The 25,221-nt window shown below is 28.0% G+C and carries 24 protein-coding genes; 18 read left to right on the top strand and 6 right to left on the bottom strand.

Features of this window, described 5'->3' with window-relative positions:
* The first annotated feature begins 224 nt into the window (after positions 1–224).
* The 7 genes from CSGHG_RS23115 (at position 225) to dltD (ending at position 7,313) form a co-directional block, all read left to right on the top strand.
* On the top strand, positions 225–383 hold the full coding sequence (locus CSGHG_RS23115) for a hypothetical protein (protein WP_155844739.1): 159 nt from the start codon (positions 225–227) through the stop codon (positions 381–383).
* 461 nt (positions 384–844) lie between these two features.
* Positions 845–1,480, top strand: a complete 636-nt coding sequence (nth, locus tag CSGHG_RS07085; protein ID WP_010293726.1) for an endonuclease III — start codon at positions 845–847, stop codon at positions 1,478–1,480.
* Between the two features lie 195 nt (positions 1,481–1,675).
* Positions 1,676–2,848, top strand: coding sequence for an NAD(P)-dependent malic enzyme (locus CSGHG_RS07080; protein WP_010293725.1), 1,173 nt, complete (start codon positions 1,676–1,678; stop codon positions 2,846–2,848).
* A gap of 324 nt (positions 2,849–3,172) precedes the next feature.
* Complete coding sequence (dltA, locus tag CSGHG_RS07075; RefSeq protein ID WP_010293722.1) at positions 3,173–4,693, top strand: D-alanine--poly(phosphoribitol) ligase subunit DltA; 1,521 nt, start codon at positions 3,173–3,175, stop codon at positions 4,691–4,693.
* The gene (gene dltB, locus CSGHG_RS07070) at positions 4,690–5,844 is read left to right on the top strand and encodes a D-alanyl-lipoteichoic acid biosynthesis protein DltB (protein ID WP_010293721.1); all 1,155 of its coding nucleotides are present in this window, start codon (positions 4,690–4,692) and stop codon (positions 5,842–5,844) included. Before dltA ends, dltB begins: the two co-directional genes overlap by 4 nt.
* A gap of 35 nt (positions 5,845–5,879) precedes the next feature.
* A complete protein-coding gene (gene dltC / locus CSGHG_RS07065) occupies positions 5,880–6,110 on the top strand; it encodes a D-alanine--poly(phosphoribitol) ligase subunit DltC (protein WP_010293720.1) in 231 nt (76 codons plus the stop codon).
* Positions 6,111–6,113: 3 nt separating this feature from the next.
* Complete coding sequence (dltD, locus tag CSGHG_RS07060) at positions 6,114–7,313, top strand: D-alanyl-lipoteichoic acid biosynthesis protein DltD (protein WP_010293719.1); 1,200 nt, start codon at positions 6,114–6,116, stop codon at positions 7,311–7,313.
* Between the two features lie 174 nt (positions 7,314–7,487).
* On the opposite strand, the gene CSGHG_RS07055 is transcribed toward dltD, so the two are convergent.
* Positions 7,488–7,976 carry a thioredoxin family protein gene (locus CSGHG_RS07055; RefSeq protein ID WP_010293718.1) on the bottom strand — a complete coding sequence of 163 codons (489 nt, stop codon included), beginning with the start codon at positions 7,974–7,976 and terminating at the stop codon, positions 7,488–7,490.
* Positions 7,977–8,142: 166 nt separating this feature from the next.
* On the opposite strand from CSGHG_RS07055, the gene CSGHG_RS07050 reads away from it, so the two are divergent.
* From CSGHG_RS07050 to CSGHG_RS07040, 3 genes are all read left to right on the top strand, one after another.
* Positions 8,143–8,610, top strand: coding sequence for a hypothetical protein (locus CSGHG_RS07050; protein ID WP_010293717.1), 468 nt, complete (start codon positions 8,143–8,145; stop codon positions 8,608–8,610).
* A 208-nt stretch (positions 8,611–8,818) separates the two neighbouring features.
* Entirely contained in the window at positions 8,819–10,039 is a 1,221-nt protein-coding gene (pepT, locus tag CSGHG_RS07045) for a peptidase T (protein ID WP_010293715.1), read from the top strand.
* Positions 10,040–10,462: 423 nt separating this feature from the next.
* Positions 10,463–11,698, top strand: a complete 1,236-nt coding sequence (locus CSGHG_RS07040) for a S1C family serine protease (protein ID WP_010293713.1) — start codon at positions 10,463–10,465, stop codon at positions 11,696–11,698.
* Between the two features lie 206 nt (positions 11,699–11,904).
* Here the strand turns inward: CSGHG_RS07040 and CSGHG_RS07035 are convergent, their stop codons facing one another.
* Positions 11,905–13,893: a fructose-1,6-bisphosphatase gene (locus tag CSGHG_RS07035; protein ID WP_010293710.1), complete on the bottom strand. Its 1,989-nt coding sequence runs from the start codon at positions 13,891–13,893 to the stop codon at positions 11,905–11,907.
* 547 nt (positions 13,894–14,440) lie between these two features.
* Between CSGHG_RS07035 and CSGHG_RS07030 the strand changes: the two genes are divergently transcribed.
* The 4 genes from CSGHG_RS07030 (at position 14,441) to CSGHG_RS07015 (ending at position 17,120) form a co-directional block, all read left to right on the top strand.
* Positions 14,441–14,821 (top strand): CoA-binding protein, encoded by a 381-nt coding sequence (locus tag CSGHG_RS07030; RefSeq protein ID WP_010293709.1) that lies wholly within the window; start codon positions 14,441–14,443, stop codon positions 14,819–14,821.
* 312 nt (positions 14,822–15,133) lie between these two features.
* Positions 15,134–15,268, top strand: a complete 135-nt coding sequence (locus CSGHG_RS24620; protein ID WP_268869847.1) for a hypothetical protein — start codon at positions 15,134–15,136, stop codon at positions 15,266–15,268.
* Between the two features lie 433 nt (positions 15,269–15,701).
* Positions 15,702–16,274, top strand: coding sequence for a LemA family protein (locus CSGHG_RS07020; protein WP_010293708.1), 573 nt, complete (start codon positions 15,702–15,704; stop codon positions 16,272–16,274).
* Between the two features lie 12 nt (positions 16,275–16,286).
* Entirely contained in the window at positions 16,287–17,120 is an 834-nt protein-coding gene (locus CSGHG_RS07015) for a TPM domain-containing protein (protein WP_010293707.1), read from the top strand.
* A gap of 48 nt (positions 17,121–17,168) precedes the next feature.
* Here the strand turns inward: CSGHG_RS07015 and CSGHG_RS07010 are convergent, their stop codons facing one another.
* From CSGHG_RS07010 to CSGHG_RS07000, 3 genes are all read right to left on the bottom strand, one after another.
* Entirely contained in the window at positions 17,169–17,630 is a 462-nt protein-coding gene (locus CSGHG_RS07010; RefSeq protein WP_268869855.1) for a DUF4230 domain-containing protein, read from the bottom strand.
* Between the two features lie 524 nt (positions 17,631–18,154).
* On the bottom strand, positions 18,155–19,177 hold the full coding sequence (gene tsaD / locus CSGHG_RS07005; protein WP_010293705.1) for a tRNA (adenosine(37)-N6)-threonylcarbamoyltransferase complex transferase subunit TsaD: 1,023 nt from the start codon (positions 19,175–19,177) through the stop codon (positions 18,155–18,157).
* Positions 19,178–19,320: 143 nt separating this feature from the next.
* Positions 19,321–19,950, bottom strand: a complete 630-nt coding sequence (locus tag CSGHG_RS07000) for a RusA family crossover junction endodeoxyribonuclease (protein WP_010293703.1) — start codon at positions 19,948–19,950, stop codon at positions 19,321–19,323.
* Positions 19,951–20,626: 676 nt separating this feature from the next.
* On the opposite strand from CSGHG_RS07000, the gene CSGHG_RS23870 reads away from it, so the two are divergent.
* The gene (locus tag CSGHG_RS23870; protein ID WP_207635860.1) at positions 20,627–20,785 is read left to right on the top strand and encodes a hypothetical protein; all 159 of its coding nucleotides are present in this window, start codon (positions 20,627–20,629) and stop codon (positions 20,783–20,785) included.
* A gap of 724 nt (positions 20,786–21,509) precedes the next feature.
* Positions 21,510–22,916: a cell wall-binding repeat-containing protein gene (locus tag CSGHG_RS20150; protein ID WP_010293701.1), complete on the top strand. Its 1,407-nt coding sequence runs from the start codon at positions 21,510–21,512 to the stop codon at positions 22,914–22,916.
* 33 nt (positions 22,917–22,949) lie between these two features.
* Here the strand turns inward: CSGHG_RS20150 and CSGHG_RS23110 are convergent, their stop codons facing one another.
* Positions 22,950–23,102, bottom strand: a complete 153-nt coding sequence (locus CSGHG_RS23110; protein ID WP_010293700.1) for a hypothetical protein — start codon at positions 23,100–23,102, stop codon at positions 22,950–22,952.
* 419 nt (positions 23,103–23,521) lie between these two features.
* On the opposite strand from CSGHG_RS23110, the gene CSGHG_RS06985 reads away from it, so the two are divergent.
* Positions 23,522–24,475, top strand: a complete 954-nt coding sequence (locus CSGHG_RS06985; protein WP_010293699.1) for an aromatic acid exporter family protein — start codon at positions 23,522–23,524, stop codon at positions 24,473–24,475.
* A 317-nt stretch (positions 24,476–24,792) separates the two neighbouring features.
* Entirely contained in the window at positions 24,793–24,918 is a 126-nt protein-coding gene (locus CSGHG_RS24615) for a hypothetical protein (RefSeq protein ID WP_268869846.1), read from the top strand.
* Positions 24,919–25,221: the final 303 nt, after the last annotated feature.

Below are 25,221 nucleotides of genomic sequence, written 5' to 3'. Positions count from 1 at the left end.
GACAATGATAGATGAAACTGGATTACAGTTTCTTTCAACTTAAGGGAGTAAAATTGAGTTTTAGAGACAAAACAAACTAAAACTATATTCAAAATGTACAACCGTAACAAATGGGATAGGCACGAATGGTTTATCTATATAAAAATAAAAATCAGCTCTTTGGATTTAATTACCATAAATAAAAAAAGGTTAGCCAGTCCCCAGGTAGCTACTATGTAGCGTAGTTGTTCGGGACTGGCTTTGATTTATTAGTTGAAAAATATAAAACTAGGAGAGCATCAGATGTTAGCGAAGAAAATAAATTTACCGTGCCTGTCCCAGTTGTTATGGAGCCAACACTAGGAGTAATTGCTTATTTAAAGATTTCACTAAAAACCAAATAAGGGTACTGGTTCTTTGCTTATTTTGTTATGGAAATAAAATAAAAAAATTAAGGATTAAGAATTATAAATTAGGAATTTAGGATGAAAGTGGCAACCACTTTCTTTTAATCTAATCATACAATTTGCTTTGCAAATTTATAAAAAGTACGTTTAGCATTACTAGGAATAAAGTGAGTAGTAATAACCACAACTATTAACTTTTCACTCTTAACTAGAAAAGTCCCTATTGTGATGGAGCTAATACTTTGGATAATTGCTTAATTAGGTTTTGTACTTTATTTAAATTATTTAATAGGATTAATTTTCTCTTTAAGAGATAAAACTAATAAAAATAGTGATCAATAATTGATTTACATAGAAAACTAAATTATCATAAATATGCTATAATATATATTAACAAATAAAAATTATCGATTAAATTTATAATCTTAAAATTATATATTAATGAAAGGATTAAAATTATGAATAAAAAAACTAGAGACGAAGTTTTAAAAATATTAAGTGGAGTTTATAATGGTGCTACTTGTGGATTAGCTTTTAATAGCCCCTTTGAATTATTAATATCTACTATATTATCTGCCCAATGTACTGATGAAAGGGTAAACATAGTTACTAAAGAGTTGTATAAAGACTACAATACTCCAGAGGCAATATTAGAACTTACAGAAGAAGAACTAGGTGAAAAAATTAGAAGTTGCGGATTTTATAGAAATAAAAGCAAAAATATAATTGGTTGTTGCAAAATGCTTATGGAAAAATATGATGGTAAAGTGCCAAGTGAAATGGAAGAACTTATAAAATTACCTGGAGTAGGAAGAAAAACAGCAAATGTAGTTATGTCAAATGCATATGGAAAGCCAGCTATAGCAGTAGATACTCATGTATTTAGGCTTTCAAATAGAATAGGTATAGCAAAAGGAAAAAATGTAGAAGAAGTTGAAGAAAAATTAATGAAAAACATTCCTAAAGATATGTGGAGTGATGCTCATCACTACTTAATATGGCATGGAAGGAAAATATGCAATGCTAGAAAACCAAAGTGTGAAACCTGTCCAATTATTCAATATTGCGAATATTACAATGGAAAAAGTAATTAGCATAAGTTATAATTTATATAGATAATAAATTTTATTTTAACCTATAAAATAGGAATCTAAAATCAACCCTTAAATCACAGCTGGAAGATTTTAGTTCTTAGAAATTTGATGACAAGCTTATAAATATTTCAAGTTGACGTATGATTTAAAAAGTTAGCTTGTTTTACTTAATATATCATAAGGGGTGTTTTAAAAATGTCTATAGCAGAAGAAGCTTTAAAAATACACAAAGAAAAAAGAGGAAAACTAGAAGTAGTTGGTAAGATGAAAGTTGAATGTAGCAAAGATTTATCTTTAGCTTATACTCCAGGTGTTGCAGAGCCTTGCGTTCAAATTGCAAAAAATAAAGACGCAGTTTATGACTATACAATTAAAGGGAACACAGTAGCAATAGTTTCAAATGGTACTGCCGTTTTAGGACTTGGAAATATAGGGGCAGAAGCTTCTATACCAGTAATGGAAGGAAAGGCTTTACTTTTTAAAGAATTTGGAGGTATAGATGCATTTCCGATATGTTTAGATACTGAGGACCCAGAAGAAATTATAAAAACTGTAAAACTATTATCACCAGTTTTTGGAGGTATAAATTTAGAGGACATAAAAGCGCCTGAGTGTTTTTATATAGAAAAAAGATTAAAAGAAGAATTAGATATACCAGTATTTCATGATGATCAACACGGAACAGCAGTAGTAGTTCTATCAGGAATATACAATGCATTAAAAGTTGTAAACAAAGAATTAGAAGATGTTAAAATAATAATAAATGGTGCAGGTTCAGCAGGTATAGCTATTTGTAAGTTACTTTTAAATGCTGGAGCTAAAAACATAATTATGTGTGATAGACATGGAGCAATAACAGAAAATCAAGATTTTATAAATGATGCTCAAAAAGCAATAGCAAAAGTTACTAATAGAGAAATGGCAGAGGGTGAGCTTAAAGATGTAATAAAAGGTGCAGATATATTTATAGGAGTTTCAGCACCAGGAATATTAACAAAAGAAATGGTAAGTTCAATGAATAAAGATTCTATAGTATTTGCTATGGCAAATCCAGTGCCAGAAATAATGCCAGATTTAGCTAAGGAAGCTGGTGCAAAGGTTGTAGCAACAGGACGTTCAGATTTTGACAACCAAATAAATAATGTTCTAGTATTCCCAGGAATATTTAAAGGGGCATTAGAAGTTAGAGCAACAGAAATAACAGAAGAAATGAAACTTGCTGCAGCTAGAGGAATAGCAGGATTAATAAAAGAAGAAGAATTAAGTGAAACTTATATAATACCAAAAGCTTTAGATAAAAGAGTTTCAGATTCAGTTTCAAAAGAAGTAAAAAGAATAGCAAAAGAATGTGGAGTAGCAAGAATTTAATAAAATTATTTTCTTGAAATTTATGAATATAAAAAAATAAAAAGGTAATAATATAATTACCCATCTTAATTACATTGGGCATATAAATTATAACTTTTTAAAGTTCAAGATAATTTATATGCCTATATGAAATAATTTAATAATTTCCAATTTTCTCAAACTACCCTAAAATGTCTATTTATATGAATAGGCATTTTTTATTTTTTAAACAGTATTTAAAAAAATGAGAAATATATAAATTTATACAAAATATTTACAATAAATAAACAGAATAGTATACTTAAAGTTAGTTTAGAAAATTAATATAATAAGTGGAGGGAAAAAATGAGCTTAATTAAATGTATAGACGATTATGGAATACATAGTAGCAATAAAATGGCCCATATAAGTGAAGATAACTCAATAACTTATGGCGATTTGAAAAAGTATTCTGATGCATTAGCAAATTACTTATTAAAAAATTATGGCAATGAGAACACACCTATATTAGTTTATGGTCATAAAGAAAATGAAATGCTTTATAGCTTTATAGGTATTGTGAAATCTGGACATTCTTATGTACCTATTGATAGTTCACTTCCAGTTGAAAGAGTAAGGGATATAATTGAAGTATCTCAGCCACATATAATTATATCCATTGAAGAAATGCCTTTTGAATTAGAAAATATAAAAATAATAAATTATAACACTCTTATAGAAATATTTAAAACTAGTGAAGTGGAAAGCATATCGGAGGAGTACTACGTAAAAAAAGAGGATGTATATTATAGTATATTTACATCTGGAAGTACAGGTAGACCTAAAGGAGTACAAATTACTTTAGGATGTCTTGAAAGTTTTGTTAAGTGGGGATTAAGTTTATGTAATGATAAAGAAAAGGTATTCATGAACCAAGCTCCATTTTCATTTGATTTATCAGTTATGGATACTTACTTAAGTTTAGCAAGTGGTTCAACACTTTATAGTATAAATAAAAAAATGATAAGCAATATGAAAGAGCTTTTTAAAAGCTTTGAAACATCTAATATAACAACGTGGGTATCTACACCATCTTTTGCTGATATGTGCTTATCAGATAGTAACTTTAATGAAAAGCTGTTAGATAAATTAGACACTATGTTATTTTGTGGAGAAACTTTAACTAATTCCACAGTTTCTAAAATAAGACAAGCATTTCCTAAAGTAAAAATATATAATACTTATGGACCAACAGAGTCTACAGTGGCAATAACTTCTATAGAGGTTACTGATAAGGTAAATGAGGATTTTGCTCCACTACCTGTAGGATATAGCAAAGAAAATACATGGCTATATATTATGGATGAAAATAAAAACATATTACCAGAAGGTGAAAAAGGAGAAATCATAATAGTTGGAGATAGCGTAAGTATAGGGTATATGAACAACGAAGAGATAAATAAAAAGTCTTTTGGAACTATGGAAATTGACGGTAAAAAATATAGAATGTACAAAACTGGAGATAAAGGATATATAAAAGATAACCTTTTATTTTATTGTGGAAGACTAGATTTTCAGGTAAAACTAAATGGATATAGGATAGAACTTGAAGACATAGAGAACAACATAAAAAATATAGACTTTATAGATAATACAATAGTATTACCACATGAAAAAGAAGGCAAAATTCAATATTTAATAGGTGTAGTAACATTAACTAAAAGAGTTGAAGAAAAAGATTTTAAAATAGTATCTAATATAAAAAACAAATTGAAAGAATATATACCAGAATATATGATTCCAAGAAAATTTATAATTAAAGAAACATTACCAATGACTCCCAATGGAAAAGTTAATAGAAGAGCATTAATGGAGGAAATGAAATGATACCATTTGATGGATTACTATTCTTTTATATTGTCTCTTTATTAATATTACCTATTATAATTATGGGACTCAAAGGTAAAAAAATCACTAATTACAGTATGTTAGTAAATCTTATAATGATAATTATGATTTTTTCAAGTTCCAAAAAGCAATTAGGACAGTTAGTTATATTTTATATATTACAATTATTATTAGTTAAAAGCTATATTGTAATACGTAAACGTAACGATTCAAGAAAAATACTTTGGGTAATGATAATTTTATCATTATTACCATTAATTTTAGTAAAATGGGGACATGTTATATCAAGTCAACCTAAAGGATTTTTTGGATTTTTAGGGGTTTCTTATTTATCATTTAAATCATTACAGATGCTAATGGAAATATATGATGAATTAATAAAAGAGGTTAAAATATTAGATTTTACTTATTTTATGTTATTTTTTCCTACAATAAGCTCAGGGCCTATAGATAGATCAAGAAGATTTACAGAGGATATATCAAAGCCAATTGAAAAAGATGAATATAAACTTCTTTTAAAAGAAGGTATACTAAAGATTTTTCTTGGGGTTTTATATAAATTCGTAATAGGTGCTCTTATATATAGTTTATGGATGAGTAAAATTGGTGAAGATAAAAATTTATTTAATATAGCAAGTTATATGTATGCCTATAGTTTTTACTTATTCTTTGACTTTGCAGGATATAGTTTAATGGCTATAGGATTAAGTTATATTATGGGGATAAAAGCTCCAGATAACTTTAATTTACCGTTTATAAGTAAGGATATAAAAGATTTTTGGAATAGATGGCATATGTCTTTATCTTTTTGGTTTAGGGATTATTTCTATACAAGATTTGTAATGGCTGCACTAAAAGGTAAATGGTTTAAAAGTAGGTACACAGCATCTTACATAGGATTCATATTAATAATGACTACAATGGGAATATGGCATGGAACTGAAATCTTTTATATAATCTATGGATTGTATCAAGGGTGTTTAATAGTCTTAACGGATTATTATCAAAGAAAGAGTAAATTTCACAAGAAAAATAAAAAGAAAAATTGGTATGTATGTTTAACAACATTTATAACATTCAATTTAGTTTGTTTTGGATTTTTAATATTTTCAGGATATTTATTTAAATAAGATATAAAAACTTTAATTTTAGGAGGATAATGAATATGAAAGAAAAAATATTAGATATAATGGTTGAAATTACAGGAGTAGACGAAATAAAAGAGGATTTAGACATTGAACTTTTTGAAGAAGGAATTTTTGATTCTCTTGCAATAGTAGAATTTTTAATTGAAGTAGAGAAGCAACTAGGTCTAAAAATTGAGCCAACAGAAATTGAAAGAGAGGATATAGAAACTCCAAATAAAGCAATAGAGTTTATTACTAAAAGGAGTTAAGTTATGAAAAACGCTGTAAGAACTATAATTGGTATAGGATTATTTTTTGTTTTATCCATAGGTTTTCTTACTGGTAGTCAAATTTATTTAAAGTCAAAATTAGAATCAAAATATAATGACAATGTAGATAAAGCACTAGCTAAAGATTTATCTGTAGATAAATTCCAAGGGATATATATACAAAATAAGGAACTTCAAAATAACAATTTAATGTTATATGGTTCATCAGAACTATCAACAACATTTATACCACAGCATCCAAATAACTTTTATATAGATAAAGAAAGTAACTATAATATTAGTGTTATAGGAAGAGGACATTGCCAAAGTATTATACATGCTATCAACACAGGTGCTTTAAATAATACTTCTAGCAATAAAAAAATAGCATTTGTACTATCACCACAGTGGTTTACAGAAGATGGACTATCTAAAGAAGGATTTGAAGCTAATTTTTCTGAACTTCAATTTTATAAATTAATGAATAATAAAAATATTAGTAAAGAATTAAAGTTAAAAATATGTGATAGAATAATCCAGTTTACTGATGAATCCTCTAACTTAAAAAACATAAAATTGTATTCAAAGCTATACTCTAACAATAATGTTATTTCTAATATAGGTTTAGGACTTTTAAAACCATATTATTATGTTAAAGAGGAAGCATTATATACTTTAGATTTAAAACAAAGCTTAGATAAAATAAATGAAGTTAAAGATGAAGAATCTAAAGTTAATAAAAAGCCAATAAATTGGACAAGCGAATTAGAACAAGCAGTAAAAGAAGGGGAAAAAGCTGCAACTAATAATGAATATGGTGTTTATGATAGTTATTTTGAAAAATATATAAAAAATGATTATGAAAAACTTAAAGGATCATATAAGACATTAAAATATACAGAATCACCAGAATACAATGATTTAGATTTATTGATAGAAATATGTAAAGAAACTGGTGTGAAACCATTATTAATATCTGTTCCAGTACATTCTAAGTGGTATGATTACTGTGGATTTGATAAAAATAATAAAGAAGAATATTATGAAAAAATAAGAGAAATAGCTCTAAAAAATAATATACAACTATTGGATTTATCTAAAAAGGAAAATGAAAAATATGTGTTATGTGACATAATGCATTTAGGCTGGAAAGGATGGGTATACATAAATGAAGAGATTGACCAATATTATAATGAAAACTAAGTCAATTATTTTAAACAATAATATATACTTATCTATATTTTGTTCTATGGTAATAGTAAGTTTAATGTGTACATTCCTAATATTAGGTGTTCAAACAGGTGAATATATATATAGCCAGTTCTAAAAAGTGTAAAAGAGTTTTAACTTAATGTTAGAACTCTTTTATTTTTATATCTATAGTATTATTTCAAGTAAATCCTTTTCTATTAAATCATTAAATTTACCATCTCTATAATCATTAATAAGAGACTCTCTTTCATCTTTAGATAATTTTATCATTTTTTCAGTAAGTTCTTTTGGAATTTCAACATATGCACCTTTAGGTGTCATATCTTTATCAAAAGTGATAACTGTAGGTATAGATTTTCTTCCTACAGCTTCCTCTAAAAAATCTTCATATCCAGTCCTAGGTAGGTAATGAACTTTTAAGTTTTCATTTTCTTCACTAAATCTTTGAATAAAAGGTACTGTAACTATACAGTCAGGACAGAAACCTTCTGTAAAAACAACAACATTAACTTCTTCATCTAAAGATTTTATGCTGTCTTTGTAGTATTCTGATAAAGATGTATTCTCATAGGCTGTATTTTGAATGTCCCCATAGTTTTCTTGGGATTTTTTTAAATATTCTTTAAAGTTTAGAGATTTTGATAAATCTAGCATAAAAAGCGCCTCCTATAAAATTAGTTACAAAAATATTATCATATTAAATTTGAAAATTAAAGAGCAAGAAAATTAATTACGATAATGATTATATGATACAAATTAAATATAATACATAATATGAAGAATATTAAAAAGTATTTTTTATAATTAAGGGGGAATTTTTGTGATAGTTTCCAAAAATGATATTACTAGCTCAGTTAAGGTAGCTAATCATATGAAAAAAAATAAAAATAAAATGAAGCCATTACAAATGTTAAAAGACAATATGAATAAAATTCATGAAAAAGTTATGGAAGAAAGTATAAATAAAAATAATTCTAGAGGTTTTAATTCAAATAAATTTCAGTATGTTCTAGAGATGGGATATGTATGTGTATACACTACCGATAAGGAAGGAAAGAAAAAACTAGTTGATAGAATTTCATTAAAAAAAGCAAGTCCAGAGGTGCTATCAAAAGTTGAAAATATTAGTATGATGGATATACTAATTCTTAATGATATGAAAAAAGAAGATATGGTCAAGGAAAACAAAAAGAAGAAAATAAAAAATGATAATATGAATGATATTGAAAGTAATAACAATGTTAATGTTGGAGGAGATATAGGAACAAGTGAGTGTGGGGAAGTATAAATTAAGTTTGAGATTGTATCCATGCTGTAATTCACAATATAAATATAGAATAAAATTTGAATTAATAGAGAAAATATAATTGAGGAAAAATGTTAAAATTTTATGAAAAGAATGTATTTTTTGTAAAGCAACAATACTTTAAATTGTAAATCTATCATGTTATAATAATAGAAAGTATTACAAATTTTGATAAAGGTAGGGAAAAATAATGTCTAAATTACTAGAAAGATTTTTAGGTTATGTTAAATATGATACTCAAAGTGATGAAGCATCATCAACACTTCCAAGCACAAAAAGTCAATTAGAATTTGGAAAAGTTTTATTAGAAGAATTAAAGACAATAGGTATGAGTGATGTTAAGGTTGATGAGATGGGGTTTGTTACAGCAACATTACCATCAAATATGGAAAAAGAAGTTCCAACAATAGGATTTTTAGCTCATATGGATACAGCACCAGATTATTCAGGTAAGAATGTAAATCCTCAAATAATCGAAAATTATGGTGGAGAAGACATAAAACTAAATGAAAATACAACATTATCAGTTAAAGATTTTCCTGAAATCAAAAAGTATGTTGGCAAAACAATAATAACAACTGATGGAACAACATTATTAGGTGGGGATGATAAAGCTGGTATAGCTGAAATAATGACAGCTATGGAATACTTAATAAATAATCCAGAAATAAAACATGGAACTATTAGAGTTGCTTTCACACCAGATGAAGAAATAGGAACAGGATGTAATAATTTTAACGTTCCAGCCTTTAATGCTGATTTTGCTTATACATTAGATGGTGGTGAAGTTGGAGAAATATCTTATGAAACTTTCAATGCAGCTGGAGCAGTAGTTACATTTAATGGAGTAAACGTACATCCAGGTTCAGCTAAAGGAAAGATGAAACATTCTGGAATAATAGCTATGGAGTTCTTTAATGAGTTACCAGAAAATCAAAGACCAGAAACTACTGAAGGTTATGATGGGTTCTTTATGTTAACAGATATGAATGTAACAGTTGAAAAATCTGTTCAAGAATATATAATAAGAGACTTTGATATGGATAAATTCAAAGCTAAAAAGGCTACAATGGAAGCTTTAGTTAAAAAATATAATGAAAAATATGGTGAAGGTACAGTTGTTTTAGATATGTCAGATACATACTATAATATGGCTGAAAAAATAAAAGAGCAATATCATATAGTAGAAACTGCAGTAGAAGCAATTAAATCATTAGAAATAGAAGCATTAGTATTGCCAATAAGAGGTGGTACTGATGGATCAAAACTTTCATTTAAAGGACTTCCAACTCCAAACTTATTTACTGGAGGCCATAACTTCCACGGAAAATTTGAATACATTGTAAAAGAATCAATGGAAAGTGCAGTTCAAGTAGTATTAAAGATAATAGAATTATATGCTAATAAATAATAAATATAAAAAAGATGACTAAATTTGGTCATCTTTTTATATTTATATAGGTATTATAAGACTTGATTAAGATAATAATATAAATAGAATTTAATTCAGAGATATAGGAAAACAAGCTCCATTTAAATTTATTCATCAAATTTTTGTTATCAGTTGATAAAAACAAGTACAAATATAGTTAGTTAAGAACTATTCACTCTTAACTTTTAACTAAAATAATCTGTTAGTTATTAATAAAACATTAATTTGAGTTTTCTCATTTGATAAATGAATAACTTTAAAACTTAACTTGTAACTCTATAATATAGAATCTTGTCTTTAAACTGTCAAATAGAAGTCATTAAACTGTCAATTATAAGACACAAAATTGACATAAAATTGAACTAAAATTTAGTCATAAGGTTGAAGTGAGGGGTTGATAACATGAACGATACAAATGAAAACAACTTAAACAATATGGAAGTTAAAAATAATACTAATGAAGAATTAGAAAAAACATTTATAGATAATGCACAATATACAGTAAATGATAATGACTATTCATATAATCCACCACCAAAGAAAAAAAAGAAGAAAAAAAGAGGTGTTGGACCTTATATAGCAATAGGGCTTATATGCTCTACTCTAGGTGGCGGAATTGGAGGCGCAGTTACTTATACAGCGTTAAGACATAATAATCAGTCACCAACAGTTCAAGAAAAATCAAATAATAATGTTTCTACAACTCCTATAAGTGCAGGCGATTATATGAACATACCAGATGTTGTTCAAAAAGTATCACCAGCAGTAGTAGGTGTTGCAACAAAATCTTTCCCAAAAAACTTTGCAGGGTGGCAAACATCTCCTCAAGAAGGTATAGGGTCAGGATTTATATTTAATGAAGAAGGACTAATATTAACTAACTATCACGTTGTTGAAGGTGCAAGTGAAGTTAATGTAATACTTAGTACTGGTGAGGAAGTTTCAGCTAAAGTTGTAAACTATAATGAGGATGCAGATTTAGCAGTTGTAAAAATAACTAAAAAAGATGTGAAAATACCAGGAGTTTTAACATTTGGAAACTCCGATGATATAAAAGTAGGAGAACAAGTTATAGCTATAGGAAGTCCATTATCTAAAGATTTCTCTGGTTCAGTAACAACAGGAATTATTAGTGCTGTTAATAGAGAAATGCAATTTGAAAATGGAAAAACATTAAAATTAATACAAACAGACACAGCTATAAACCCAGGAAATAGTGGAGGACCACTACTGAACTCAAAAGGTGAAGTAGTAGGAATAAATACAGCAAAAATACAAGCGCAAGGTGTTGAAGGATTAGGATTCTCAATTCCAATAAATGCAGCAAAAGAAAAGCTTGATATCTTAACAAAACCAATATTAAAACTTGGAATACAATGTAAAGATATCGATGAAGCTTTATCCAAACAATATAATATCCCACAAGGTATTTATATTGCAGGAGTAGAAGATTTTAGTGCGGCTCAAAAGGCTGGAATACAACCTGGAGATGTAATAGTGAAATTTGATGGAAAAGATGTCAAAACAGTAGCTGAAATTAATGCACTAAAAGAAAAACATGAAGAAAATGATACAGTCCCTGTAGAATATATAAGGGACGGAAAAACTATGAAAGCTAACATAAAGCTTGAGGCTTAACTTAAACTTTATGTTTTGCCTAACCAATCCATTATTTTACGACGATGAGTTAACAAAAGATCCCCCTTAATCTATTGTTAATAGACCAATAAAATTCCTTGATAATGGATAGGTTAATATATATTATAGGTTACAAAAATTAACCTCATCTCCCTTTAACTTATACAAACCCAAAAAAAGATAGCTAATTTAGCTATCTTTTTTAGTTATTTTAATTCTTTAATTAAACCTTTCCTATAGGCAATAAGAAGTTTTTCAAGTTCTGATATTTGCTCAATAAGTTCTTTACCAATATCTGTATCTATCACTCTTTTTCTAGTTTTAGTAGTTTCAAGTATAACAGATGAAGATAGAATATCTTTACCTTCTTCTATAGCTTTTTGTGTAGATTCAAAAGGTTCATGAGATACCAGTTGTAATCCATAGGAATTATATATTAAAGTGTAACCAGCAAGTCCAGTTTCTCTTTGATATGCTTTAGAAAATCCTCCATCTATAACTAAAAGTTTTCCACCAGCTTTTATAGGACTTTCCCCTTTCACAACTTTAACAGGCACATGACCATTTATTATATGACTATCTAAAGGATCAAGTCCAAATTCAGTTAAAATCATATCGCAAATTTCTTCTTTATCTCTAAACTTAAAATAAGCATCTTTACATTCAGTATGAGTTGTTTTATCGTCAACAAAATATCTTTCAAAAGTAGCCATTTTAGTTTTACCAAACAGCGGTGAATCCTCACCACACCATAAATACCAAAGAAAATCTAATGAATATAAATCTTTTTCAGAATTACCTTTATTAAAGTAGCCTTCTCTAGCAAGTCTATCAGCCATATCTAAATATGCTTTTCCAGAGTATTCTTTTCCAGAAAGCTTAGCTTTTCTAAAATTACCATGTTCATCTAGAGGAATACATGCATGATATAAAAGATTAGAATTACAAACAAGATATAAACTACCTTTAGAATATAAGTATCTAACATGCTTTTGTAATTTATCACTATTTATAAAAGAAGATTTTAATCTTAAAACTAAAGAATGTTCTTCCTTAGTAAGTTTATAAGGGTCTTTCATATCTATTGTAGGGAAGTTAGTATCATTAAGAGCATATTCTTTTCCATCTACAAGCACAGTTCCTTTTTCCAAGTTCATTTTATCTAAAAGAAGTCTATGTTCCATATTAAATGAAGGACGTCTTTTAATAACTTGACCTTCTAACTTGAACTGAATAACAGAAATAGCTTTATGCATTTGAGCCATAAGTTTTAAATCTGTTTCTTTATAACTTCCAGCGGTTATTTTAGGTTTAAATGATTTACAAGGGTCATTTCCATAGGTATCCATTGCAAAAGTTGCCAGTGGAAGTAAATTAATACCGTAACCATCTTCCAATGTTTCAAGATTAGCATATCTTGTAGAAATACGAATAACATTAGATATACAACACTCATTTCCAGCAGCGGCTCCCATCCATAAAATATCATGGTTTCCCCATTGAATATCAATAGAACTATATCTCATAAGACTTTCCATAATTATATGGGCTCCAGGACCTCTATCATAAATATCCCCAACAATATGAAGTCTATCCACTGTCAATCTTTGAATTACATTGCATATGGCTATAATAAATTCTTTAGCACGACCAATTCTAATAATTGTGTCTAAAATTCCATTAAAGTATTCTAGTTTATTTGGTCTAGTTTCTTGTTCATTTAAAAGCTCATCTATAATATAAGCAAAATCAGGTGGTAGTGTTTTTCGTACCTTAGATCTTGTATATTTTGAAGAAACTATTTTACAAATTTCAATAAGTCTATATAAAGTGATTCTATACCAATCATCAACTTCTTTTTCTTGATTTATTATAAGTTCTAGCTTTTGCTCAGGATAATATATTAAGGTACATAATTCTTTTCGTTCACTTTCTTTTAAAGTATTACCTAAAATATCATTAACTTTCCTTTTAATAACTCCAGATGCATTTTTAAGAACGTGGTTAAAAGCCTCATACTCACCATGTATATCTGTAAGAAAATGTTCAGTACCCTTAGGTAAGTTAAGAATAGCCTGCAAGTTAATTATTTCAGTACATGCATCTGAAATAGTAGGAAATTTATGTGATAAAAGTTTAAGATATCTTAAATCATCTTCAAGCATATCGACACTTATTTCATTCATAGCTAACATAAGAAAACTCCTTTCGAATTAGACAAATTTATAGTCAGAAAAATTTATAGTTTAAATTGAGTATTAAAATGAATAAAATTAATTTTCATTTGTCCTCAGTAAATTTCATGATTTAATTATAGGGTTCCAAGTTGATTTTTAAAATTGAACCCAAAAAACAGTGAGCATATGCTCAAAGTATCTTAATTTCTAAATAAATTTTAGTTTATTAAATTGATTTAATCCTATTTTACTATAAGGATGTTAAAGTCATCTTTTATTTTATGCATTATAAATTTCAAACATCCCAAATTCACAACTATAGTAAATTGAAGTATTAAAACATCTTAAGTACAATAAAAGACATTTAGATTTGAGCTTGTTCACTATATAACTATATTTAAACACAATAATGTATCATTTATATTAATAGTATATAACATATAGTCAAATAATGTAACATTTATTTTTGGAAAATAAGTAATTATTTATATGGTAAACAATCTAATTGAATAAATTATTTAAAACTAAGAAAACCTATAAGTAAAAATACAAAGGAGAAATTAAAATGGTTGATGAAATGTTACAGTTAAAAGTTTGGGCTGTAGTAGGTGCCTCTGATGATGAAAGTAAATTTGGATACAAAATTCCTAAAAGATTACGTGAAAAAGGGTATACAGTTTATGGAATAAATCCTAAAGGTAAAGCAATAGATGGAATTGAAGTATATCCACTGATAAGTGATTTACCGCAAAAACCAGATGTTGTTAATATGATAGTAAATCCTAAAATATCATTAAGTACTTTAGATCAAATAAAAGAAGCTGGAATAGAAAACGTATGGTTTCAACCAGGATCATTTGATAAAGAAGTATTAGATAAAGCAAGAGCTCTTGGATTAAACATAGAATTAAATCATTGTGCATATGTAGAACTAAATAACATATAAAAAATAGCTAGTCTCGAATTAGCAGCTTTGCTACTTAGTTGTTCGGGACTGGCTTTGGTGTTTTTGTTAAGGAATACAAAATTATAAGAGTAACAAATATTAGCGAAGAAAATAAACTTATCGTGCCTGTCCCATTTGTGATGGAGATGATACTTAGAAATATTGATTGCTAAGAAGTCTAGCTAAAACTGTAGTATTAGGGACTGACTTTGAGTGTTATTTGAGAAAAACTAAAATCAACAAAAGCATCAAGTCTAAAGTATAGTAAAGTAGCCAATTACGCGTCTGTCCCTCTTGTAATGGAGTTAGAATTTGGAAAAAAGTGATTGGTTAGTTGAGGTAGAGAGTTTGGAAAAATTAACAAAGGACAAAGGACAATTGACAATGTTGGTTGAAACTGGACTACCAGTTTCTTTTAAATTAGAAGGAGTAAAATTTGAGTTTTAGAGATAAAACAAACAAAAGCTATATTCAAAAGTGCACAGCCGTAACAAGAAGGACAGGCGTACCTAAGTATATTTTCCATAAGTTATTTTTACAGTGAAATCATAATGTTATCAATAAAACCTAAAGTAATCAAAGCCAGTCCTAAAAAATACGTTGAGAATTACTAGAAGCAAAGCGAATAGTAATAACCACAACTATTAACTCTTAACTTTTAACTAGCAAAGCATTACAACTTTTAACTAAATATTTAAGAAGAATAAATAAAAATTTAAATTTATGTTTAAAATTATATATATAAGCATAAAATATATAGGATTAAAAAGTGCAAATTAAACTATACACTGCATATTTACAAGAAAATTGTAAATATTACTTTTCAAATTCTGAAAAAAGTATATAATAATATCTAAATATAAAAAAAGGATGGGATTTTATGAAAAAGAAATCGATGAGTATAGTTATAGCAATACTAGTAATTATAGCTATTATAATTTTCCCACTAGTATCAAGCTATAATAACTTTGTAAGTTTAGAAGAACAAGTAAACACTGTTGCATCTGATTTAGATGCTCAATTACAAAGAAGAGCGGATTTAATTCCTAACTTAGTTTCAACTGTTAAAGGATACACAACACATGAGGAAGAAGTATTAACATCTATAGCAGATGCTAGATCAAAGCTTGCAGGTGCAGGAACAATGGAAGAGAAAGCAGCTGCAGATTCAGAACTTTCTAATTCCTTATCAAGACTTTTAGTCGTAGTAGAGAATTATCCAGAATTAAAGGCAAATGAAAACTTTAAAGATTTAACAGTAGCTTTAGAAGGTACAGAAAACAGAATAGCCATAAAGAGAGAAGATTATAATAATGTAGTTTCACAGTATAATAAAAAAATTAAAAGGTTCCCAGGCAACATAGTAGCATCAATGTTTGGTTTTGAAGAAAAACAATATTTCAAAGCAGCCGAAGGAGCAACAGAGGTTCCTAAGGTTGACTTCAATAAGTAGTGAGAAGTTAATATGAAAAATTTAACTAAAAAGATATCAGCATTTTTAATTTTTTTATTTGTGTGCATAGCTCCATTAAGTGCATTTTCAATAGAATATGAGAGTCCAACAAAATATAAATATATAAATGATTATGTTGGAATAATGGATGAAAAAACAAGGGATGAAATTATTTCTATAGGCAAAGAATTAGAAGATAAAACTTCAGCACAATCAACTATAGTAATAATAAACTCATTACAAGGAAATTCAATAGAAGATTATGCAAATAAACTTTTTAGACAATGGGGAATAGGAACAAGTGAAAAAGATAATGGACTACTAATACTAATGGCAATAGAAGATAAACAATATAGAGTAGAAGTAGGTAGAGGATTAGAAGGTGCAATAACTGATATTTATAGTAATAGGGTAATGGAAGGTGAAGCAAAACCTTATTTCAAAGAAGGTGATTACTCAACAGGATTATTAAATGTATATAAAGTATTTGCACAAGATATTGCAACAGAATATAATCAAACATTATCCTATGATTATTCTCCACAAGAAAATTATAAAAAAAGTTCACAATCTGATGGTGAATCAGCTATTTTAATAGGTATAATTGTTTTTATCATATTAGGTGATGCGCTTTTTAATAAAGGAAGATTAATGTCTTTGCTTTTCTTAAGTAGAAGAAGAGGACGCTATTATGGAACAGGACCAATTATAAGAAATAATCGTAAAGATGATGATGATGATGACTTTTTCGGACCTTTTGGTGGCGGAGGCGGTTCATCAGGTGGTGGATTCGGAGGCTTCGGTGGAGGAAGTTCAAATGGTGGAGGTTCTTCAGGAAGCTGGTAAAATGAAAAGTTATGAAAATAGGAATCTATTTTCATAACTTTTTTTATGTTAATAAAATTTTATTGATACATCATATCCTAAATTTTTGAAAAAATCTTTTAAAAATTTTTCAGTAGATATATTTACTTCATCAAGAAAGCCTTTATCAATAATTTCATTTACTTTTTCATTTTTAGATTTACAAATTTCATTAAAGATTTCATTACTTTTTAAAGGATTAAAAAGTGGATTTTTTTCATTTAAAATAGAAACTGTATCTTCAATTACTACATTATCTAAAATCTTTGAATTAGGGATGGAAAGAGTAGCTCTATCACCATTTATTTTAAGTTTACTTTCTTTTAAAGAAACTCCAGCTTTTATATATCCATCATATTTTAAAACAAAAGACTTCTCAGTAAAGGGGATATCTATATCATTAAACTTTAGATTATCCTTCACAGAAATAATATTAGAATAATCGTACTTAACAGTAACAAGCTCATTAATGTTTACAAGTTGCTGAAATATTGTTTCTGTAGAATCTTTTCTGTGAGATTTTAAAGGCGTTTTAAAAGATAAAATAAATAAAAGAACAACTATAACAATTATTAAAAGCCCTATTATTTTGGATTTAAAAGAAACTTTCTTGATAAAAACACCTCCTTAAATATTAAATAAAACTTCTTAACTTATATTATTAAAGTTTAGTTGTCAATTGAGAAAAAATAAATGGTAAAAATCATTGAAAATATTGATTTAAAAGAACTTTATTAATTTAATAATTATCAGTTGATAAAGTTATAAATTAAAAGCTTAGATTGAAATCCTACATATATATATATGAAAAAAATTACAAAAAATTACTTAATGGTAAAGTTTTTATAAAATATGGATAGAGAGGTTTACACTTAACGAGGATAGTGATAAATTTAAATTAGCACAATTAACCATATAGCTTTAAGTTTGGAATGTTTAAAAGTTTTGTCTTGAATTAAACATTTCTAAAAATGGATAAAAACAAAAATAACACCAGTTAAACTGGTGTTATTTGTTTATCTCTGTCCTAATTTTAAATTTGGAATTGCATTTAATGTTAAATCAGATGTTCTTCCACAAGTATATTCAAAATATGCGGCACTTCCTATCATTGCAGCATTGTCTGTGCATAATATAGGTTTTGGGAACAGAACTTTTATTCCTTCCTTTTCGCATTCACTTATCATAGTTGCTCTTAAACAACTATTAGAAGCAACGCCTCCAGCTATAGCTATTTTATCAACATTCTTTATTTTACAAGCTTTAATAGCATTTTCAACTAAGACTTCAACTACTGACTTTTGGAAAGATGCAGCAACATCTGGTATATTAATTTCTTCATTTTTCATTTCAGCTTTATTTAGATAATTTAAAACTGAAGATTTTACTCCACTGAATGAAAAATCTAAGCACTCCTGATGAAAGTTAGCCTTAGGAAATTTTATTGCATTATTATTTCCTTCTTTAGCTATTTTATCAATTTTAGGACCACCAGGGTAACCAAGACCTAAAGCACGAGCTACTTTATCATAAGCTTCACCGGCAGCATCATCTTTTGTTTCACCCATAACTTCAAATTCACCGTAATCTTTCATATGTACTACAAATGTGTGGCCACCTGAAACAACTAGTGTTACAAATGGAGGTTCTAACTCTTTATATTCAATAAAGTTAGCACTTATGTGACCTTCAATGTGATTTACTCCTATTAAAGGGATATTAAGAGCATAAGCTAAAGATTTGGCATACTGAAGACCAACAAGTAAAGCACCAACAAGACCAGGTCCGTAAGTAACACCAACAGCATCTATTTCACTTAAAGTAACATTAGCTTCATCTAAAGCTTCTTGAACAACGGCACTAATTGCTTCAATATGTTTTCTAGAAGCAACCTCAGGAACAACACCACCAAATTTTTCATGGGTAGAAATTTGTGATGCTATAACATTAGACAAAACTTCTCTACCATCTACAACAACTGCAGCAGAAGTTTCATCACAACTAGATTCTATAGATAATATCTTAAAATTTTCTTTCATAGCATAAACACCTCATTTTTATGACAATTCAATTAAGACACATTTAATTAAATAAAAAGTTTAATTATAATATTTTTCTTTATGTGTCTAATAAGAGAAACTCTATTATGATTATATACTTTTATAAGCTTTATAATCAAATATTAGAACAGTTTTTTAAAGCATTTTTTACAAAGAATAGTTTTTCCTTTATTTGCAGATATAGCATTTTCCTTAGATACTGACCTTTGACATATCTCACAACATAAAACTTCTTTGGAGACAGGCTTTGAAGATGTAACTTTTTTTAGTTGATTAGGGCTTTTAGTTTTTGAGTTAGAAGGAGGATTATATTCTATAGGTTCATCCTTTATATGAAGTTCTTCTATTGAATAGTTCATCTTATATGTACTTTCACCAAATAACTCTAGTTCAAATCTAGGATTTTTCTCGTCATAAAATTCTTCTATAATTAATCGTCTAACTTGAGCATCATTCACTATAAGACCACTTTTTTCTACACCATCAAAAATGCTTTTAGTTATGTTGTTGGTATCAGGATGACGTTTTTTTGATTTATAAAAAACTTTTAAAACTGCAATTAAAGCCTCAGACAAAACAATGCCAGGGTTTTGAACTCTACATTCATATGCAATTTCTTCCTCATAAAGTGCATATCTATCATGGTACTTACCAGAATTATAAGGGAGAATAGCCCTACCATTCATATTAAATAACTTAAAATTAGATTTTGAAATAGGGGAACCCTTAACTATAACTTTTGCATAACTCATAAAATCCTCCAAACTATAATTAAATATACGTATGTAACTTATATGTATAGTTTAAAAGTAAATCTTAAATTTTTCAACAATCCACAAAACTTACTTTTAAAAGAATTGAGGAGTTAAGAAGGAAACTGAACTTTAGTAAATTAACAATGAGCAAAGGACAATCAATTAGGAATTGACATTTGACAATGGACAAAGGACAATTAAAAAAATTAAGGATTAAGAATTAGGAATTAAGAATTTAGGAGGAAAGTGTCAATCACTTTCTTTGAAATTGTTGGGGACTGGCTTTGAGTTATTGTGTTAGTAATATAAATTTAGGAGAGCATCAAGTATTGACGAAAAAAATAAACTTACCGTGCCTGTCCCATTTGTGATGGAGGCAGAACTTAGGGGATTAATTGGTTAGTTGAGATAAGTAGTTTAAAAAATTGACAATGGACAAAGGACAATTGACAATGTTGGTTGAAACTGTACTACCAGTTTCTTAGAATTTAACGGAGTAAAATCTGAGTTTAGGATATAAAACAAACAAAGTTAGATTCATGGTTCACAGCCGTAACAAATGGGACAGGCACGAATGGTTTATCTATATAAAAATAAAAATCAGCTCTTTGGACTTGGTTACCATGAATAAAAAAAGGTTAGCCAGTCCCCAGGTAGCTACTATGTAGCATAGTTGTTCGGGACTGGCTTTGATTTATTAGTTGAAAAATATAAAATTAGGAGAGCATCAAGTGTTAGCAAAGAAAATAAATTTACCGTGCCTGTCCCATTTGTGATGGACCCAACACTAGGGGCAATTGCTTGTTTGAGAATTTTACCAAAACCCAAATAGGGTACTGGTTCTTTACTTATCTTGTTATGAGAGTATAGTAATTGTGGAATCTACAGTTAAGCGAAGAAAATAGCCACAAATGAACCTGTCCCACTTGTTATGGAGCTAATACTGTAAGGATTTGATTGCTTAGGTGTGTTGCTAAAACTGAATAATGGGGACCGACTTCGAGCAGTATTGGAGAAAAACTAAAATTAACAAAAGCGTATATCCCAAAGTATAGCAAAGTAGCCAATTACGCGTCTGTCCCTCTTGTGATGGAGGCAGAACTTTTGGTGATTGCTTGCTTAGTTGAGGTAGAGATTTAAAAAAATGTACAATGGACAAAGGACAATTAAAAAAATTAAGGATTAAGAATTAAAAATTTAGGAGGAAAGTGGCAATCACTTTCTTTAAAATCTATAAATATAATTTGCTTTGCAAATTTATAAAAATTACGTTTAGAATTACTAGGAATGAAGTGAGTAGTAAAAACCATAACTATTAATTATTAACTCTTAACTAGCAAAGCATTACAACTATTAACTCTTAACTTTTAACTAACAAAGTATGCTTTGCAATTGATGTATAACTTAGTATAATTTTTTTGAATTTAATAATGTAATTTGTTTTATAAATTTATACAAAAAGTTCTTTATTAAAGCTATCAATTTCATTTACATAAGTTGTAAATTTTGTTAACATATATTTATAATCATTAAGGTATAAAAGGGGTGGATGAGTTATGAAAAAAAAGATAACTTATTTGTTGATAAGTGCTATGGTTGCAGGCGTTTGCTCTACACCTATTAATGTATATGCTGCTAATAATAGAGTTAATAGAATAAATGGCAGTGATAGATATGGAACATCCATTGAAATAGGGAAAAAATTTGTAGGAGACGAAAGTGTAGATGCTGTAATACTTGCAAGTGGAAAAGATTATCCAGATGCATTAACAGGTTCCATACTTTCTAAAAAATATAATGCTCCTATAATTCTAGTTGATTATGATCCTAAAGTTAGTATGGAACAAATAGCATTTATTCAATCAAGATTAAATCCTAATGGAAAAGTATATCTATTAGGTGGAGAAAAAAATATAAATAATAATTATATTAACTATTTAAAACAAATAGGATATAAAAACATAGAAAGAATTGGTGGAGCAGATAGATATGAAACCAATACAAAGATAGTAGAAAAAGCTGAAATAAAAGAAGGTACACCAGTTATAATAGCTAGTTCAAAAAGCTTTGCAGATGCATTAAGTATGTCACCGATATCAGGAGCTAAGCAATATCCAATATTGTTAACAGAAAAAGATACGCTAACAAGTAGTGCAATCAAACAAATAGAAAAAATAAAACCTAAAGAAGTATTCATAGCTGGTGGAATAGGCGCTATAAGTGATGAAGTACAAAATGAAATTAAAGATATAATAGCCAATACAAAAGGAAATGAAGTTATACGTTTATCAGGAAAAGATAGATATGAAACATCCATGGAAATACTAAATCACTTTAGTAAAGAATTAAAAGATGAAAGTATTTTTATAGCTAGTGGAAAAACTTTCCCAGATGCATTATCAGGAAGTGCATTAGCATCAAAAACAGAATCACCTATACTTTTATCTAATTCACAAACTATTGTTGAATCAAAACCAGAACTAGATAATTATAAATCAGTTAATATACTAGGTGGTAAATTTTCAGTAGAAAAATTTACAGAACAAAGATTAAATAATGAAGAAAGCTTCTTATTTTATATAAATTCCGCATCTAAAGAAGATGAAAAGAATTATATTGTTGGAAATTTTGAAAAGTTTAGCACAGATATAAAAGAAGTAGACGAGTATTGTAAGTATTATAAAATACCTACGGCTATAGTTAATGAAAAGGGTGGAAAAACCTATATACTTGATGGAGGACAAGATATACCAATTAGTACTTCCGTAAAAATAGAAGTTAGTGATGATGTAGATATAAATGTTATAGATTGGAACAAAATAGGTGATGGAAATGTAATGGCTACTAAAAAAATAACATTTGACAACCTAAAAAACAATCAAGGATTTAGAGGAAGTAATATTTTTAATATAGAATTTAAAGATAATAAAATAGTAAAAATAACACAAGAATATAGACCTTAAAAAAATAGAGAAGATGGGAAAAACCCGTCTTCTCTATTTTTCAGTATAGCCTTTACCACCACATTCAGGGCAAGCATGTTGACCAGAACCTCCGCAGCAAGTACAATGATTTTTAACACAGTCAGTTGTGCAATCACATTTAACTAATTTTTTCCCAGCGCATAAAGAACAAACTTGTTTACTCATAAAAATACCTCCTTAAAATCAAAATAAAAGTACAGTTATATACTACTGTACTCTCTAATTAATATCCAAAAATAAAAATAATAAACATAAAATGAAAGAATACGAAGAAATTATTTAAAAAAATTAAAAATAAATAAAAAACAAAAGAAATAATAAATGATATAATACATAATATATAAATTGCATTAATTATTTAGGAATTGACAATGTCGGTTGAAACTGGACTGCCAGTTTCTTTAAAATTGTTCGGGACTGGCTTTGATTTATTAGTTAAAAAATATAAAACTACGTTTAGCATTACTAGGAACGAAGCGAATAGTAATGACAATAACTTTTAACTAAAGAATCCCATAACTATAAAAATGTTTTTATTATTAAAATGAAATTATAATACATATGGCTTAAAAGGTGGTGTTAATTTGAAAATAGGAAATAGAACATTAAAAACAGCTATAGGAACAGGTATTTCAATGCTTATTGCTCAATTTCTAGGGTTAAAATTTTACGCATCAGCAGGTATTATTACAATACTTAGTATACAAAATACAAAACGTAAATCCTTTAAAGTTGCTTTGCAAAGGATAGGAGCTTGTATTATAGGATTATTAATATCAGGGATATTAATGGAACTTTTAGGGTTTAATCCAGTAGTATTTGCTCTTTTTATGCTTATATTTATACCTGTTGCAGTAAAATTAAACATTTCAGAAGGCATTGTAATGAGTTCAGTTTTAGCTACACACTTTTTAGGGGAAGGAGCTATAACTAAAGAACTAATTATAAATGAATTAGGATTAATAGCTATAGGTGTTGGTGTAGCTTTATTATTAAATTTGTACATGAAAAACATGGAAGAATACATAATAAGAGATAAAAAATACATAGAAGATGCATTAAAAGATATATTTATAGATATGTCTAGGGCATTAAGAGAGCTTTCAGTTTCACTGCAAGAAGATAAAAAATTTAATGATTTAGAAAAAAAATTATATGCAGCTAAAAAGAAAGCGTACATAAACTTAAACAACTATTTTATGTCTGATGAAAGTTATTATCTTGAGTATATGGAAATGAGAATAAAGCAGTTTAAATGTGTAAAAAGAATGCGTTCACATTTTGAAAAATTCTTTATGACCTATGAACAAACTGAGATGATAGCAGATTTCACTAAAAAAGTAGGCGAAAATTTAGCAGAACAAAACTCCTGTGAAATGTTGTTAAAAGACTTAAAAGAACTAAGAGAAAAATTTAAAGAAAGCGAATTACCAACAACAAGAGAAGAATTCGAAAATAGAGCTATGCTATATCAATTTTTGAATGACTTGGAACAATTTTTAGAAATAAAAAATGAATTTTACTATGAACAACCATAAATATATATTTGTTTCTTTTGAAGAACCAGTACTTGAGTAAATCTGTTAGGTACTGGATTTTTCTTATTCTGTTGTGAAAATAAAATAAGAAAAAATTAAGGATTAAGAATTTAGGATGAAACTGAAGTTTAGTTATTTAGAAGTTAAGAGTTAATAGTTTAGGATATAAAACAAACAAAAGCGATATTCAAAGTGCACAGCCGCAACAAGAAGGACAGGCGTACCTAAGTATATTTTCCATAAGTTATTTTCACAGTGAAGTCTAAAAGGTATTAACAAAACCTAAAGTAATCAAAGCCGGTCCTAAAATAGCAGCTTTGCTACGTAGATGTTCGGGACCGACTTCGAGTTCTATTGGAGAAAAACTAAAATCAACAAAAGTATCAAGCCTAAAGTATAGCAAAGTAGCCAATTACGCGTCTGTGCCTCTTGTGATGGCGTAAAAATTTTGGATAATTGCTTATTTAGATTTTTAGATAACTTTTTAAAAGATTGACAATGGACAATGATGGACTCATAGGCGTCCGTGGAGGAAACTGGACTGCCAGTTTCTTTTGAATTTAAGGGAGTAAAATTTGAGTTTAGGATATAAAACCAAACAAGAGCTAAGATCTAATTTTACAGCCGTAACAAATGGGACAGGCACGAAAGGTGTATCTCTATAAAATAAAAAGTAGCTATTACAATTTAATTACCATAAATGAAAAAAGTTAGCCAGTCCCTAGGTAGCTACTATGTAGCGTAGT

This window comes from Clostridium senegalense JC122 (assembly GCF_000285575.1).
GTDB lineage: Bacteria > Bacillota > Clostridia > Clostridiales > Clostridiaceae > Clostridium_J > Clostridium_J senegalense.
The sequence above is the reverse complement of the archived record's forward strand: the minus strand, read 5'-3'. Positions and strand labels throughout refer to the sequence as shown.

What these genes read in the sequence shown, in the direction of transcription:
- nth (WP_010293726.1), top strand. Translation starts at nt 845, where the DNA reads ATGAATAAAAAAACTAGAGACGAAGTTTTAAAAATATTAAGTGGAGTT.
- CSGHG_RS07080 (WP_010293725.1), top strand. Translation starts at nt 1,676, where the DNA reads ATGTCTATAGCAGAAGAAGCTTTAAAAATACACAAAGAAAAAAGAGGA.
- dltA (WP_010293722.1), top strand. Translation starts at nt 3,173, where the DNA reads ATGAGCTTAATTAAATGTATAGACGATTATGGAATACATAGTAGCAAT.
- dltB (WP_010293721.1), top strand. Translation starts at nt 4,690, where the DNA reads ATGATACCATTTGATGGATTACTATTCTTTTATATTGTCTCTTTATTA.
- dltC (WP_010293720.1), top strand. Translation starts at nt 5,880, where the DNA reads ATGAAAGAAAAAATATTAGATATAATGGTTGAAATTACAGGAGTAGAC.
- dltD (WP_010293719.1), top strand. Translation starts at nt 6,114, where the DNA reads ATGAAAAACGCTGTAAGAACTATAATTGGTATAGGATTATTTTTTGTT.
- CSGHG_RS07055 (WP_010293718.1), bottom strand. Translation starts at nt 7,976, where the DNA reads ATGCTAGATTTATCAAAATCTCTAAACTTTAAAGAATATTTAAAAAAA.
- pepT (WP_010293715.1), top strand. Translation starts at nt 8,819, where the DNA reads ATGTCTAAATTACTAGAAAGATTTTTAGGTTATGTTAAATATGATACT.
- CSGHG_RS07040 (WP_010293713.1), top strand. Translation starts at nt 10,463, where the DNA reads ATGAACGATACAAATGAAAACAACTTAAACAATATGGAAGTTAAAAAT.
- CSGHG_RS07035 (WP_010293710.1), bottom strand. Translation starts at nt 13,893, where the DNA reads ATGTTAGCTATGAATGAAATAAGTGTCGATATGCTTGAAGATGATTTA.
- CSGHG_RS07030 (WP_010293709.1), top strand. Translation starts at nt 14,441, where the DNA reads ATGGTTGATGAAATGTTACAGTTAAAAGTTTGGGCTGTAGTAGGTGCC.
- CSGHG_RS07020 (WP_010293708.1), top strand. Translation starts at nt 15,702, where the DNA reads ATGAAAAAGAAATCGATGAGTATAGTTATAGCAATACTAGTAATTATA.
- CSGHG_RS07015 (WP_010293707.1), top strand. Translation starts at nt 16,287, where the DNA reads ATGAAAAATTTAACTAAAAAGATATCAGCATTTTTAATTTTTTTATTT.
- tsaD (WP_010293705.1), bottom strand. Translation starts at nt 19,177, where the DNA reads ATGAAAGAAAATTTTAAGATATTATCTATAGAATCTAGTTGTGATGAA.
- CSGHG_RS07000 (WP_010293703.1), bottom strand. Translation starts at nt 19,950, where the DNA reads ATGAGTTATGCAAAAGTTATAGTTAAGGGTTCCCCTATTTCAAAATCT.
- CSGHG_RS20150 (WP_010293701.1), top strand. Translation starts at nt 21,510, where the DNA reads ATGAAAAAAAAGATAACTTATTTGTTGATAAGTGCTATGGTTGCAGGC.
- CSGHG_RS23110 (WP_010293700.1), bottom strand. Translation starts at nt 23,102, where the DNA reads ATGAGTAAACAAGTTTGTTCTTTATGCGCTGGGAAAAAATTAGTTAAA.